The sequence below is a fragment of the Grimontia sp. THUN1695 genome (assembly GCF_059704325.2).
In genome coordinates this window covers 2505007-2520200 of record NZ_AP046577.1, presented here as the reverse complement: position 1 = coordinate 2520200, position 15194 = coordinate 2505007, and the positions used below count along the sequence as shown (strand labels likewise).

Genomic DNA, 15194 nt, shown 5'->3' with positions numbered 1-15194 from the left:
CATGGCGAAGCAATTTGATCTTTCAGACACCAGTGTTGTGGTGGTGATTGGCTCCGGTGCCGGTGGTGGCACACTGAGTAATGAATTGGCTCAAAAAGGGGTGGATGTGGTGTGTCTGGAAGCTGGTTCACACCTCGATTACCGCAAGGATTTTGAAAACAACGAATGGAAAATGTTCGGCAAGGAGGCTTGGCTCGAACCCAGAACCACCTCCGGCAGTTGGGAAGTCGCAAGGGATTTTCCGGGCTTACCAGCATGGATCTGTAAAACTGTTGGCGGTTCGACCCTTCACTGGGCCGGGGCCAGCCTTCGCATTCAGGAACATGAATTCCGCACCCGGGATGTGTATGGCGATATTAAAGACGCCAATTTGCTGAACTGGCCGATCACCCTGGCGGAGCTTGCGCCTTATTACGACAGAGCGGAAGACAAAATGGGCGTGACCCGCACCCATGATATTCCGGGATTACCCGGCAACAACAACTTCAAAGTGTTGCAAGCCGGTGCGACCAAGATCGGTTACAAAAACGTGCACACCGGGCGAATGGCGATTAACTCCCAACCCCGCGATGGACGGGCTTCGTGCCAACAGCTGGGGTTTTGCTTTCAGGGATGCCGGATGGGGGCTAAATGGTCGACGTTGTATACCGAAATCCCGAAAGCAGAGGCGACAGGGCACTTTGAATTGCGCCCCAACAGCCATGTACTGAAAATTACCCATGATGTGACAGGCAAGGTTGACGGTGTGCTCTACGTGGATGCCGATGGGAATGAACAACATCAGAAAGCGCGCATTGTCTGCCTGGCAGGGAACTCGATTGAAAGTCCGCGCGTGTTGCTGAATTCCGCAACTGCCATGTACCCGGACGGGTTAGCGAACAGCTCTGGGGAAGTGGGCCGTAATTACATGCGTCATGTGACAGGTTCTGTGTACGGGGAGTTTGAGAATCCGGTAAACATGTACCGTGGTACCACCATGGCAGGTATTGTTCAGGATGAGGCCCGGCATGACCCTTCACGCGGCTTTGTAGGTGGGTATGAATTAGAAACCCTCTCGCTTGGCCTGCCGTTTATGGCTGCATTTTTACGGCCAGGGGCCTGGGGTGAAGAATTTGCCAAAGACATGGAAGGGTATGAACGCATGGCGGGTATGTGGATTGTTGGCGAAGACATGCCACGGTCAACCAACCGCATCACACTCAACACGGATGTAAAAGATCAGTTTGGTCTGCCCGTACCAAACGTGCACTATGACGATCACCCCAATGATATTGCTATGCGAAACCATGCTTACCAGCAGGGCAGTGCGATTTATGAGGCGGTAGGTGCGGTGAAAACCCATCGCGTGGTCCCTTATCCTTCGACCCATAACCTCGGCACTAACCGGATGAGTGCAAAGGCGCAGGATGGTGTGGTCAACAAATGGGGACAGTCGCATGATATCGACAACCTGTTTGTGTCGGATGGCAGCGTCTTCACCACGGGGGCGGCGGAAAACCCGACCCTGACCATCGTAGCGTTGGCTATCCGTCAGGCGGAATATATCGCCGATGCCATGAGCCAAAAACGTCTTTGACTGTAAATATGCCCTCCGGTGAGGTTGGAGGGCGTGTTACCTAGACGAAAATGATATCAGGCAGTCTTATACGCAATAATCTGGTCACGCAGTTGCTTGGCAAGCTTATCCAGTATTGAACTTGATTGTGCACTGTCTGCCGCCTGCTCTTGTAGGATTTGTGCTGCAGCATGCAACTCTGAAATGAGCAAAGAAATCTCTTGTGAGACTGAGGTTTGCTCATTTGCCGTTGCGGCGACCGTGGTGTTCAATTCGGCGATGCTATTGATGGCATTGGCAAGATCCCGCCAGCGTTCGGATACCTCGCTGATATTGGTGACTACTTCATCCGTTTTGTTTTGTCCGTTTTGCATCGCTTTAACGGTAGATTCGGATCCTTGGCGCAAACCTGCAAGGACTTCGGCAATTTCAGAGGTAGACTCCTGGGTTTTCTGTGCCAGCGCCCTGACTTCATCTGCAACGACCGCAAAACCACGACCTTGTTCACCGGCACGGGCAGCTTCGATGGCTGCGTTTAGGGCGAGTAAGTTTGTTTGTTCTGCAATTCCGCTAATGACAGTCATCACTTCATCTACGCGGACGACACGTTTGGACAAATCACCAACAGCCGATCCCGCCGATTCAATATCTTGGCGAAGCTGGGTCATCAACGCGTTGACGGATTCCATTTGAGTAGCACCTACTGCAGCCGATCCCGTTGTTTGTTGCGTGCTGTCAGAGGTTTCATTGGCACTGCGTGCAATCTCTGCCGCTGAACGTGAAAGCTCTTCTACCGCAGTAGAGGCTTGTTCGGTTTGTTGTTGTTGGGCATTGGCTGACTCTGACTGTTTCTGAGAATTGCTATTGAGTTGGTTTGATGCCGTTGACAGCTCATTGGCTGAGCGCTGTAGTCCGCTGATTAAGTTTGCCAACTGATTATGCAATTTGGTGGCAGATGCATTAATCATACCAATTTCGCCCAAACCGGTTGCTGAAGGAGTACTTGTTAGGTCTCCACTGGCAATAATATCCAGCTCTTTGGCTGTCGCTTCCAGTGGACGAGTGATGAACTTCATGATGAGTATATAAGCAAGAGCCAGCAGCACGATACTGATACCAATCACTGAAATGATAGAGATTTTCACCAATTCACGTGCTGTCGATTGCAGGATTTGTCCATGCTTTTCAGCGGATTCGCTTAAGACATTTGACAGTTCATCAAGACGTGCAGAAGGCTCACGGTCAATGCCACTCACCGCTTTATCACCTGCAGTATGGTTATAATTCGCATTCACGAAATCATTAAAACCACGACGGTAATCCGCTCCCATCTTCTTGTGCGACCTCAGGAAATCATTGGCCTGGGATGTCTGCTCCGGTGAATCGTTCAACAAGGGCACTAATTCCCTGCCTAACGCCTGGATTTTTGACTCTTGCTCTTGGAAGCGGCCCCAGTATTTCTCACGCTGCCCATCATCACTACCGCGGATCAATACGTTTTTCCACTCTTGTACCTGCCGCTTGAACTCAATATTCATTTGGTCTGCGAGCTGTACGGAGCGGATCTCTGTGTTAACGACAAAATCATATTCTTTCAGATCATCGCGCAAAGAAAGGATAGTTGTGAGGGAAATTGCTGTCAGGATGGCGATTACTGTGGTCAAGATACCAATCACTGCCCCTTTGATACTGAGATTTTTCATGAAAAACCTGCTGCTTCACATTCATCAATAAGTCTCTTTCAGTGTAGATTCGAATTTGAGACATGCATAATTTGTTGATTTAAAGACGTCTTGGGGAGGTGTGTGGTATATAGCGTGAAAATGAAAGCGCTGACGTAGACAGTTTTACCATGCAATGCGGCATTCCGTAGAGTGAGGCCTCATGGTGTGGGGCGTTGCAGAGCGGGCGGTTAAGTTGTTGGCGCTGGAGAGGTTAACCATTCAACCGCGAGTGTTTCCAGCGATGCCCAATCGGTAATTTCGCAGGTGCCAATATGAAAGCTAGAGGATGTCAGTTGTCCATAACGTTTAAAGGTCACACCTTCTCTGGGGTATTGGATTTCACAGTGGATGGAGGTAGCGAGGGTATCAATGTCGAAGGCAATGAGCATCACAGGAAGTGAAGGGTCGATACCACGCACATTTATCCGAAGCACCACAGGCAGGCCGCGTTCATTGGCAAACATATACATGGGTACAACATTGTGTTTGTTGCTGTTAGGTAGCAGCGTTTGAAGACAGTCCAACCGGTCTAACATTTCGTTCCCCTTCAAAAGTAAGGACTCATGACCTTACATCTTTTATTCAGTGTAGTGTTAAATCCCGGTATAAAACATGAATAGTGTATCCTCACGCATCTTCAGGTTCTAAATCTTCCTTTCAGAGCACACTGACTTATTCCTACATTAAAAAATGCCCCGACAAGTGCGGACCTGTCGGGGCATAAGGGCATTATTTATTGATAATAATGACCGAGATATTCCCATTCATGGTTACTGACATTGGGATCAGTTGGCCATGGGAAATAGCCGTATCGGTGGGTTTTCAGACGGTAATAGTGTTCCCCCCCTTGGAAATGATAAACATAGATATCGTTTACGTTTCCGTAGGTACCGTTATCACCCCATTCACGCATGGTGTCTTGCTTGTACCATGTCAGCAGCTCATCCTCGAAGGTGGTAACAGAACTTTTCAGTTTAGTCACCAAACGTTCAATCGTGGTATCTGAGCCTACGAAGTACCAGTCATCGTTTGAACCATACCAAGGGAACTCGCCGCCTTGTCCCGGACGTTTTTGGATAAAGTAACGGCGTTCACCGCTTTCATCTGTTCCCGTTGCGAAGACAGCATTTTCGCTTTCACCCCATTTTGTCGTTGTGCGCTCATCCCAGCTCAGCACGCGATCCTGACCGAAGTATTGCGCCACACGCGTTGCGGTATCTACGCCACTATTACGGTTCAGTTTCACTGGGTTCAACGCCAGGTTGACATAGTCATCGGCTGATCCCAGGAAGTGCCAGTCGTCGTTACTCTGATGGTTATTGGGCATGAGACCTGCGTTCTCATTGGCCATGATAAAGTAATCGCGGGTACCAGTATTTGGGTTCGCATAGACATACAATGCACCAGCTCGGCGGGCGTTAGAGGTGACACCGTTATTGATTTCACCGCCACCCCAATGTGCCGCAACATAGGCATCAAATTCGCTAAAGGACGCAAAATCCATGGTCTTTAGCCCTTGGTGCTCATTGAACGTAGGCATGGCTTCGACCACTTGGCGATAACCTTGTTCCTGGCCAATCACTACCGGTCCGTTGAGTTTGTCAATCGGTGGGTTTTGATCAGGTGTCAGGGTGTCAAGGATAGTTTCGCCCTGTGCATCCTCGCAGCTCAGCGTAACCTGAGCCGGTACGGTCATTGGCAGGTTTACGTGGAACTTGTTGCTTTCTGCACCATTATGACGGCTATTTGCCAGTTGGATTTGCTCTTGGCTACCATCGTGACGTGTCACCGTCAGGCTACAGACGCGTTGAGCATCAAAATGTGGATACCAGATGCCAGGTTGGCGAGATGAGTAGTACCAGTCAGCCCCGCCTTTGTGTTTGATATCTGGAAGTTGCTGGCAAGCATTGTCTTTAACAAAGCCTGCACCTTCGTGGTCAATATTCCCTTTATCCAAGACACACAGTTCTTGCTCGCCAATGTCAGCTGTTGGCTGGTAGGTCACTTTGCCATTACCGAATTTAGACAGTAATGCGTAGTCGTTTGGCTGTGAAACTATCGCCTCCCGTGAGCCATTGATATCCCAGTACATATCTTTACCGGCTTCACAGCGGGAAAGTGATGGGTTTTCAGCGCCGACGAAGTGAGCAGTCTGGCCGTTACTTGCGGTGTAAGTAAACTGACAAATTCGCTTCAGCTCGCCGTTTTCCCGCATTTTCCGCCAAATATCAGCGTTGAGTTGTGCATCGGTTAGGGACGTTACTGGCAGCCAACCTTCCACTTGGAAATCAATATCGGTAGGTTGTGGCAGATTGAACACATTGCCGTAGTTTGAATACAGCGGCGGATAAATCTGGCTTGGTAGCTGATTCATTGGATCGTACACGCCCAGTAATGTGACGACAGGCACACCTGTTTGAGACGGTTTGGGCGCCTCTGTCTGAACGACATCATAAGCTTGGGTGTGTCCATTCCAGCGTACATAGCCGCTTGGGCTGCTGCTATCCAGGTTGGCCGCTTGGTTTAACCAGTTCTGAGTTTTCCGGCTTTGAGCAGGGTGTTCAAGAGTGAACCGGCTAATAGTGCCGATTTTCTCTGCTTCACCGCCAGCTTGTGCATCCCGGGTAAAGCGGAACTCCCCTTTAAATGGTGGAACAATCTCACCGCCTTGCTCTTGGGTGTATGCCTCGCCTGTCCAGTGAAGGTTACCGATAAAGCGTTGATAGAATGCATCCCATCCCCAACCTGACTCCTGATCGTGAACGGATGCCATGTAAGGATAGTGACCCAGACCATAGTTATGACCAAGTTCATGTGACCATTCATTACCGGTTGTGCCTTCTAGTGTGACGATACCACCGCCACCACTGCCACCATGAACAACAGTCTGTGAGCCGCCATTAGGGTGTGTATAGACGCCGACGTTAGTGTGCGCCGTAATGTGGTTAAAACCACGATGACGGTTGTATTGTTGTGAGGCACCTGCAGAATCTGAAATACCGAAGTTTGCATTGTTAATGCCGGTAGATACCAGCGCTTTACCGATGGCCTCACGCATGTCGCCACTGTGCCAACCACCGGTGCTGTCGCTTTTTGTGGTGTAGACTTTCCCGTTTGGCATCGTCACTTTTTCAAAATGTGCCGGCGTGTAATCCGCCATCACCAGTTTTGAAACCGGGATCTTCTGGTAATAGTCCGCTGCCAGTGTTGCCATCTGCTGGATCATGGTGTTCTGACCACGTGGTGGGGTGAGCATGCCCATGTCGATATTCTGGATCACTAACTCAGGCGCACCGCCAAAGTAAATGCCAGTTTCAGGTAGCTCTCCGGTACGGCCAGTATTGTCAGTAATGCGCAGTGACAGGCCAGGCTGCATCCAATCCCATTGCATGTTTGCTGACCACGCATAATGGGAGTACACCACCTTGGTACGGCCATTATCAGGTTGATCGTTTTCAGGCAGAGCGCTCGGAGGGGTCATCGGCATGCGGTGGATGAGTTCACCGGATTGATACACTTCAACCCACAGTTGGTTGATGGTGCGATCTGATGGCGTAAACAGCAGCAGCGCAGCACGTTTCATGACAGGGTCTGGGAACAGACCATGCTCATTACCGTAAGGTGCGCTATCGGTATTGGTTTGTGCAAACGTCAGCCTTCCCTCTAAATCGCCGGTCAGGCTATTGGTGACAGGCAGATCGTCCACAAAGCCATGGCGAGCAGGGGCGGTGGTAAATGTCAGCGTTTTTGGTGCGCTGCAGCTTGCATCATTACAAAATGAGATGTCAGCTTGATAGGTAGTATTTGGCGTTAAATCACCAATAAAAAAGCCAGAACTGACCTGTTCAAATTGACGCTTGGCAGTAGGCTCTGATACGGGGAAAAGGGAGAGCGTTGCCAATGTGCCTTCATTTTCAGGCCAAACAAGGGATACCCCCTGATCGGAAAGGCTGCTTGCAACCAGGCTTTCAGGTGTTGCTGGCGTAACATCTCGGCAATCTGATGTTTCGATGCGCTGGATCATCGGGGCTCTAACGGTATCATCTCCCTTTGCTTTTGCCGCGGGAGAATACTGGATGTAACACCCTGACTGTGTTCCATCAAAGTTGATGCCTCCGAATTCCTTGTTGACCAGATAAAAACCGCCGTCATTCATCATGAATGACCAACGGTCATCCAGTCCGTCAATCACAGCGCGATACGCACTGTCATCCCCACCCAACATAAACGGGAAATTAGGATAGTGGTCAAAATTGACCAAATACTCATGGCCGTTATAGCGCAGATAGGTGTGGTCCCCTTTTTTGAATGTGCCTTCACCACGCTCTGCCAATGTTTTTAACTGCTCGATTTGTGCAAATGCGTGTTCACCGACGCGTTTCAGTTCCTCCGGCGAGGCCTGCACGGCTCCACTGAGGCTGCTTAGGGCAGCTGCTATTAGTATTGATAGTTTACGTTTGTTCATAAAATACCCGCAACATAGAGACGTTTGCTGTCTATAAATGCATTCAAATGTGTTTTGTTATCATGACAAATGTATCAATAATTGGATACCGCATGATTATCTTGCATGGCAAAAAAGATCACCAAAGAGGCGTAACAAGATTGGGACTTTCGTTCCATTCAGCGCGAAGCTGCATGCCGATAATGTATAGCGGGTTCAGATTATGTACCTATAACCTATTGATTAGTAGGTGACATACGCCAGGGATGGTGCGTTGACATGGAGGTATGAGCAATGATGAGAAACGAGGCCAGACATGAAAAGGGTACAGACAGTAACGCGACTTTACTAAGGCGCTGCATCTTGCAGAGTTCGGAGTGAGTGTGCTTAGAGACTGGTGATCTCCATATCTTACTTACCTGCGAAGAAGAGACTGAGAGAAGGAAGGTTGCGTGTAATATTATGAATATACCCATTCAACTTGAAGATGCAGGATTGAGCACTTGAAAATTATCATTTATACGAGACGCTAAAGAGCCTGCGATTTGTGGAAGGATCACAGTGAAAAATCGGCCAATAGCCGCTTCAAAATCCCGTTTACTTTTGAAGTAGACATTGTTCCTTACCTGCTCGTTCATCACTTTCCAAAGCCGGCGTCTTTTACTAAGTCGCTTCGGTGATACCCTGCACCATCCAGAATGAGGTGGAGCTTATGCGTCAGTGGGTAGCTTTCTCTCAGCTTGCACAAAAACCTAACGATGTTTTCGCTGTTGATGCTCTCGTAATTATCGATAACAGTGCGGCCAATCTCAGAGAGATTTAATGCACCCACAATGTTGAGGCGACTGCGGCTTCCCGTGGTTTCAATCGCTTTGTCCTGCCCAGTACGTATCCAGCCATGAGAGAGTTTGGTGGCCTGAGTGGGATGAACCGCATCCATGAACAGGATAGTTTCCTCTTTGCCGCAACTGGACTTAAGTGCCTTGTAGGCTTCGACAAATTCTTGCTGTTTAGCCTCATCAAACCTGTGAGGGACACCTTTAGGCTTTTTATAGCTAAAACCGTGGTGATGCAGCCACTTGTTCATGCCAGCGACGGTATAGCAGACGCCGAATTGCGCCAGAACATAGGCAACAATCTGGTGAGTATGGTGATAGGCAATGGCGTGGAGTTCAGGAATTGGCTTACAGCAATAGATAACGTGATTTATTTTCATGCGAAACAGCAAGGGTAGTTATCCCTTGTTTGACTAAAAATCGACAGGAATAAAAAAAGGTTAGTGAGCACTACGCTTACTAACCTTCTAGAATTTGGTGGCCCCTCCCAGACTTGAACTGGGGACCAATCGATTATGAGGGGCTTTTTTCGTTGTTTTTCAATGAACAAGGATGAACGAAAATGAACAAATAAACCCATTAAAATCAGTGTGTTGTCGTAATTCTCTGTGTTTTCTGTTGTTCATCGAAATCCATCGGAATATGATTGATTTGCTACATATATGCTACACAGCGAGCGCGGCGAGTTGCAGGGAAGCAAAAAATCATGCCTATAAAGAAGAAAATCACCACTACCACGATTAAGCAACTTCGTGTTGAAGATAAGCGAATCAATGATACCGAAATTCATGGTTTCCATGCGCGGATTTCTTCGGCGGGGCGCATTGTCTACTACCTCTATTATCGCTTCGACGGCAAACAGGTAAACTTCAAGCTGGGTTCAGCCAATGAGATAACGCCAGCACAAGCGAGAGACCTTGCTAAAGAGAAAGCGGGGGAGGTAGCAAAAGGCAATGACGTACACGAAGAGAAAAAACAGGTACGGCATGAAAATCAACGCCGAAAGCACTTAAAGCTGCCCGTTTACCTCGATGAGCGTTATCTGCCGTTTTTGATGACGCGAAACCCTAAAACCGCAAATCGCATCGTTAATCATATAAAAAGCCGTTTTGCTTTTTTGATGGAAAAAGAGCTCGATCAAATCACTCCGTGGGAAATCGAGAAATGGCGTAGTGAACAGCGAAAAAAGGGACGAACACCTTCAACCATCAATCACAGCGTTAACTCGTTAAAAGGTGCTCTATCACGAGCGGTTGAGTGGGGGCTGATTGATTCCCACGAACTGAGCAAAGTGAAAACCATCAAAGCGGACAACATTCGCGTCCGTTACTTGACCGAAAGCGAAGAAAAGCGGTTACGCCATGCCATAAAACTACGTGATATGAATGCACGTGCTGCTAGGCGTTCTGCCAATGAACATAGAGAAATTCGTCACCGTGAACTTTTCCCCAGTTTGGATGATGTAACGTTCGTTGATTACGTCGAGCCGCTTATCCTGCTTGCCATGAATACAGGCTTACGCCGTGGCGAACTACTAAGCCTTACTTGGTCAGACATCTATTTCACTGAACGATACCTTCAAGTTCGTGGCGGTAACGCCAAATCAAAGCAGGGGCGAATCATCCCGCTGAACAATGAAGCCTACAACGCTCTTTTCAACTGGCGAGAACAAAACCAGAAAGCGGCCTATGTGTTCGAAGGAAAAATGGGCGTACCGCTGACCGAGGTGAAAAAGCCGTGGGGCATGGTAATGAAGATGGCTGAGATTGAAGGGTTTAACTTTCATGACCTCCGCCACCACTTCGCAAGTAAGCTTGTGATGGCGGGAGTTGACCTGAACACAGTCCGAGAGCTGCTAGGCCATGCAGACCTTAAGATGACGCTTAGATATGCACACCTAGCGCCAGAGCATAAGGCTGCTGCGGTAAACCTGATTGGATAATCAAGAAAACTCGTTTGTTGTACTAAAAATAGTTTCAATTTTGCTTTTGAAGCTAGATATATCATCTAAATATAAAATGCTTAGGTTTTTCCTCGCGCGAGAACATGATACGTAGAGCAGGTTTTTTGTGTTCTCGTGTGTTTCTCTTCTTGCTAGGTCAAGAGTGTCTTCATTTCCTAAGTTCATGAAATAGTCTTTGAATTTATTTGGCTGACGAACCCCAAATCTATTTTCCATTATAATTACGACATTATCAAACTCGACCCCCTTTGTTCCATGATAGGTATGGAATATTACATTACCTTTAACATTGTCAGTAATGTGGTTATACCATTTTAGGAGTTGTGTTAAATCCGACTTAAGGAAATCATCGACGAATACTAATTTTAATTCTCTTTCTTGTTCACTCATCTCGTTAAGATTGAATAGCTTAGAGCTTATGTGTAAAAGGAAGTCATTATAGCTTCTTATTTCTATGTTAAATATATCATTAATCAAGCTCTTGAATTGATTGCTCGATTCTTCATATTTAGCGAAAAGTGACTTAATGATACTCATAATGCTTTTCCTTTTAAAACAGGAAAGCTCATTAAGAAGGTTGATTATTTCGTGAGAGCTCAATTGTGAAATTAACTTCTCGCTGATTATCGCTGACAGCTTGACTTTTGAATTAAGATGATCATGCAGTCTAATTATCTTGAACAGTAGTAATTGAATATCACCTAGCTTATGGGTGTCCTTACTTAAAAGTTCCACATTGACTTGATCAAAAAACTTTCTGTAATAGTCTGTAGAAGAAAAGAAATCATATACTGATGGGAAGCCTGCTAGTTGGCACAAAAACCTATTGGTCAACACTAGGCAATTTACTTTCTCTCTAGTTATGTCCTTTGATTTTTTGATGTTCGCTTCTATGAATCTTACAACCGACTCTTCTTGATTACTTGAGTTATGTAGATGATAAAATTCAACCTTACCGCCAAGATTGCTATTTCTATCGTCCGTACTGTAGATTGACTTTTGAATAATATCGTCATTTCTTATTTTGTTTATTACACTTATGATCTCTTCCTTAGATCTTCTGTTGAATTTTTTATATATTTCCTTTAGTCCTTTGTGAATATTCTTTAGCTTAACACCAACACCATCTTCATAAATGTTTTGCGCTTTATCTCCAAAATATCCCACTACCACTTTATTGTTGTTTTCTTTGGATTGTTCATCTATTAACGCAAGAGATTTTATAACAAGCGGGTTTGTGTCTTGATATTCGTCTACCAGTATATATGGGTATTTATCAGCAAAAATTTTAGCTATCAAAGGCTGTGATGAAAAAACCTTTTCAGAATACTCGAGAAGAGTATCGTGACTTATTAGCATTTTATGTAACACATCTGAGTTAAAGTTTTGGTTATAATCGATGAAATCCTTTTTCTTCAAATCTATATCTTTTATACATTCTGAGTAATTATCTATTCTAAATATCTCATTAACGATTGATTTTAGCTTTGATACATTATTTGATATTGAGCCAAACTGCTGTAGCCCATCACCTAACGAATTTCTGAAGTCAGCAGCTCCCTTGTTGTAATTTTCATGATAAGCATCTTTTACTGAATACATATATTCATGAAAAATTATTTTGTCTTCTTGGGAGAGGCTTCTATAAGCAGCATGTTGTTCCGATTTTTTATGTTTTTCATCAGTAAGGGAGCGTTTGCTGTTTTCTATTTCCTTTCTTAACTTTTCCTTATGTATAGAAAGAAGAACACTTTGATGTCTTGAGATAAAACCCCATAAAGTATCATGAATTGTCGATACTTTTACTAGTTCAGTATTACCCAAACGCTTGCTAATCTCATTGGCGGCTACATTAGTGTAAGTTATGCAAAGTACTTTTTGATTGTTCTTCTCTAGCCGCTCTCGTTGAGTTTTTAATATATACTGTATCGTTTGTACTAATGCGTATGTCTTGCCAGACCCTGCACCTGAATCAAATACAAAACTAAACTTCTCTTCGATGGTTTTGTTTATATCCTCTTGAATTCTTAGTTCTTCGTCTAAGTTTACTTGAGGTATTGTTTTTATTCTTTCCATTACATAACCCCAGATTAGTAAGAATCTTGTGTTTTAAGGCTTAGCCAGAAAATGCCATCTTTAATATATGATGGTAGCTCAGGATGTTTCTCTATGTCATCTTCACGACAAAGTTCATAAAGCAAGTTATTCGAGAACTTGCTTTTATCTGAAGATAGTTTTCTTTGGAGTAAATATGATGAGTGTATAATTTCTTTTATTGATTTTCCATTTTTCGTCACTTGTAAATATGTATTTTTCTTGGTTGAATACAGGGCTTTTTTTATTATTTCATTGCCCCAATTCATTAGTATTATTGCTTCTTCTAGGCTTGAAGCGTAATATCCATTTGTTTGCTCGATTTGATAAACACAGCGAACATTTTTGTTAGTGTAATACTTGTCTATATATTTTAGGTTTGGAATGTTACTGCTAAAATAATTAATTGTTGCGTTAGTGGTTGTTCTTAAATTCAAGTCGTTTACTTGTGAGTATTTTCTCTTTTCTTCTTCTGTCCTTAATATATCAAGATCGGTAACTATCAATGTTGGGATGCCTAAAATCGTAAGTAATGGCTGGTAAACAAGGCCATGAGCCCCATCAATATTAAATACCGATATATATTTATTTTTTAGAGATGGATTTTTATCAATATAGAAATTCAGTATTGTCTCTTCCGTCACGCCCTCTACAAATATCACGGCGTCAGAGAAAAATAGTTCTGATACTTTGAACTTTATATGTGTCTTAAGGAACTTTAGATTTTCCCTTTTTCGTTTTAAATACTCAGCTTGTGTTTCTTCTTTGTTATTTCTTTTCTTTTCTTTCCTTTTTTGTATATTTCATTGTCATTAAGATTTACTACATGTATGCCACCATTTCTAGTAGTGACATAGCTTATATTGTCAAATGAATTACTTGAGTGTATTTTGCTATTAAGAATATGGGCTGAGTGACTTGTTATAATAATTTGGCTGTTGATGCTTTTTGTAGCGCAATGAGCTATAAGTGTTTTAATTGCATCATCTATATATTTTATGAAATTCTCTTGCATCTGAGGATGCATAAAAGCTTCTGGTTCTTCAATGCATATAAGGTTTACTTTATGCTGTATTAAATCGTCTGGGCAATCTTCAATGTAGTCAATTATCTCACCGACTATGCTAACCAAATTGGTATAACCAAGGCCATACTGATCTTCCGGTATATAAATTCCCGCTTCGTCAAACTCATATTTTATGAGGTTAGCCATTAACTTTTCAAAGTCCAGATCGGAGATTAGACTTACATTGAGAGTGTCTGATGATTCGACTTTCCCTAGCACGTTATTAACTAGACTGTTATGAGTATTTGAAATATTTTCTGAAATCCCGATGTTTAATTTGTCTATTTCATCAATTAGATTATTGTACTCCGAGTTTGATGATGGGGATTTGTATTTTTTCTTTATTATTTTGTTGAACACCTTGGCTAGATTTGTGCCGTTTAGGTTTTTATTTGCTGAGATTGACTTTATTTCAATTATATCGCTAATCTTAAAGTTTGAACTAGTGATTGGGTTGTTTTTCTCATCATAATAAAATACTTTGAATTCAGTTTTGTCAATTAGTGAAATCAGCTTTGAAAATTGAAGCCTGGTTTGATCTTTATATTTATTCTTTATTTCTGATAGGCTGGATGAAAATTCATCTGCTTCTTTTATTTGTACTTTTGTTTTGATGTTAATGTCCATGCTTTCAGGTATGGATCCGTTGAATGAGTCAATGAAGTATATTAAGTTTCCTAAGCTGGATTTTTTGGTGTTGGAAATATGTATAACTATAGAGAATTCAAGTTCAGGTAGGATGTTATCGTTTTTCTTTGGATCAAACATTTTCAATATTCTCTGTAGGTATTGAAAGTTAAAGTCATTCCCTCTTATATTTTTGCTCCCACCAACGATACACTCTAGGGCTTTTGTAATCGTTGTTTTGCCGGCATTATTCTTTCCAACAATTAAAGTGGTAGCGTTTGCGACAGATTCAAAACCTTCTTCAATTTTATTTCCAATTCCTTTCGATACAAACTGTACTTCGTTACCAGTAGATTTGAACTTTCTGAAATTTTTTACTCTCAGGCTTTTTATATACATGTTTTACCTACAAACATCGAAATAACTTCACTTGATTAAGCTTCGTGACTACAAACCAATAAGGCTTTGTGGTCAGCGTTTCTAGGCTTAAATGTATCACGATGTTTGCTTTACATTACAGTCATTAGTGACAACGAACTTATACACACTTTGGCTAATTTCATGCGAACTAGTACTGGATCACATTGCTATGAGACCTAATCAACCTCTAAGCACTCTAGTAAGGGCACTCTAGCAGGGAGGCCGCATGAGTTGATTTTTTGTTTAAACAATGATTATCAAATGTTGCGATCATGCGAATGAGAGCTTGTTTTAGAAATCATCGCAGCATGTCTTGCTTGATAATTAACCGATTCAGTGACTAGCGATACATAAATTGAGTTATCTAAATGTTAATTTTAATGATTGGATAACTCATGCGGTTGCCCTGGGCACTCTAGTAAGGGCACTAAAGCGAAACACTGGGAGTAGCTATTTAGTTGGTTA

Annotated in this window: 8 protein-coding genes and 1 pseudogene; 2 read left to right on the top strand and 7 right to left on the bottom strand. The window is 43.8% G+C overall.

What is annotated here, in order from left to right:
- The first annotated feature begins 1 nt into the window (after window position 1).
- Entirely contained in the window at window positions 2-1576 is a 1575-nt protein-coding gene (locus AC6IB1_RS14890; RefSeq protein ID WP_497567294.1) for a GMC family oxidoreductase, read from the top strand.
- 56 nt (window positions 1577-1632) lie between these two features.
- On the opposite strand, the gene AC6IB1_RS14885 is transcribed toward AC6IB1_RS14890, so the two are convergent.
- The 4 genes and pseudogenes from AC6IB1_RS14885 to AC6IB1_RS14870 form a co-directional block, all read right to left on the bottom strand.
- Window positions 1633-3258, bottom strand: coding sequence for a methyl-accepting chemotaxis protein (locus tag AC6IB1_RS14885; protein ID WP_497567293.1), 1626 nt, complete (start codon window positions 3256-3258; stop codon window positions 1633-1635).
- Between the two features lie 209 nt (window positions 3259-3467).
- Entirely contained in the window at window positions 3468-3815 is a 348-nt protein-coding gene (locus AC6IB1_RS14880; RefSeq protein WP_497567292.1) for a hypothetical protein, read from the bottom strand.
- 197 nt (window positions 3816-4012) lie between these two features.
- The gene (locus tag AC6IB1_RS14875) at window positions 4013-7744 is read right to left on the bottom strand and encodes a M66 family metalloprotease (RefSeq protein WP_497567291.1); all 3732 of its coding nucleotides are present in this window, start codon (window positions 7742-7744) and stop codon (window positions 4013-4015) included.
- A 455-nt stretch (window positions 7745-8199) separates the two neighbouring features.
- Window positions 8200-8879: pseudogene (locus AC6IB1_RS14870) on the bottom strand (IS630 family transposase); the annotation flags it as partial.
- Between the two features lie 386 nt (window positions 8880-9265).
- Between AC6IB1_RS14870 and AC6IB1_RS14865 the strand changes: the two are divergent.
- Complete coding sequence (locus tag AC6IB1_RS14865; RefSeq protein ID WP_497567290.1) at window positions 9266-10501, top strand: site-specific integrase; 1236 nt, start codon at window positions 9266-9268, stop codon at window positions 10499-10501.
- On the opposite strand, the gene AC6IB1_RS14860 is transcribed toward AC6IB1_RS14865, so the two are convergent.
- The 3 genes from AC6IB1_RS14860 to AC6IB1_RS14850 are packed head-to-tail and all read right to left on the bottom strand — an operon-like array spanning window position 10502 to window position 14708.
- Window positions 10502-12598, bottom strand: a complete 2097-nt coding sequence (locus tag AC6IB1_RS14860) for a UvrD-helicase domain-containing protein (RefSeq protein WP_497567289.1) — start codon at window positions 12596-12598, stop codon at window positions 10502-10504.
- Window positions 12599-12612: 14 nt separating this feature from the next.
- Window positions 12613-13317: a TOPRIM nucleotidyl transferase/hydrolase domain-containing protein gene (locus tag AC6IB1_RS14855; protein WP_497569151.1), complete on the bottom strand. Its 705-nt coding sequence runs from the start codon at window positions 13315-13317 to the stop codon at window positions 12613-12615.
- Between the two features lie 38 nt (window positions 13318-13355).
- Window positions 13356-14708 (bottom strand): AAA family ATPase, encoded by a 1353-nt coding sequence (locus AC6IB1_RS14850; protein WP_497567288.1) that lies wholly within the window; start codon window positions 14706-14708, stop codon window positions 13356-13358.
- Window positions 14709-15194: the final 486 nt, after the last annotated feature.

What these genes read in the sequence shown, in the direction of transcription:
- AC6IB1_RS14890 (WP_497567294.1), top strand. Translation starts at nt 2, where the DNA reads ATGGCGAAGCAATTTGATCTTTCAGACACCAGTGTTGTGGTGGTGATT.
- AC6IB1_RS14885 (WP_497567293.1), bottom strand. Translation starts at nt 3,258, where the DNA reads ATGAAAAATCTCAGTATCAAAGGGGCAGTGATTGGTATCTTGACCACA.
- AC6IB1_RS14880 (WP_497567292.1), bottom strand. Translation starts at nt 3,815, where the DNA reads ATGTTAGACCGGTTGGACTGTCTTCAAACGCTGCTACCTAACAGCAAC.
- AC6IB1_RS14875 (WP_497567291.1), bottom strand. Translation starts at nt 7,744, where the DNA reads ATGAACAAACGTAAACTATCAATACTAATAGCAGCTGCCCTAAGCAGC.
- AC6IB1_RS14865 (WP_497567290.1), top strand. Translation starts at nt 9,266, where the DNA reads ATGCCTATAAAGAAGAAAATCACCACTACCACGATTAAGCAACTTCGT.
- AC6IB1_RS14860 (WP_497567289.1), bottom strand. Translation starts at nt 12,598, where the DNA reads ATGGAAAGAATAAAAACAATACCTCAAGTAAACTTAGACGAAGAACTA.
- AC6IB1_RS14850 (WP_497567288.1), bottom strand. Translation starts at nt 14,708, where the DNA reads ATGTATATAAAAAGCCTGAGAGTAAAAAATTTCAGAAAGTTCAAATCT.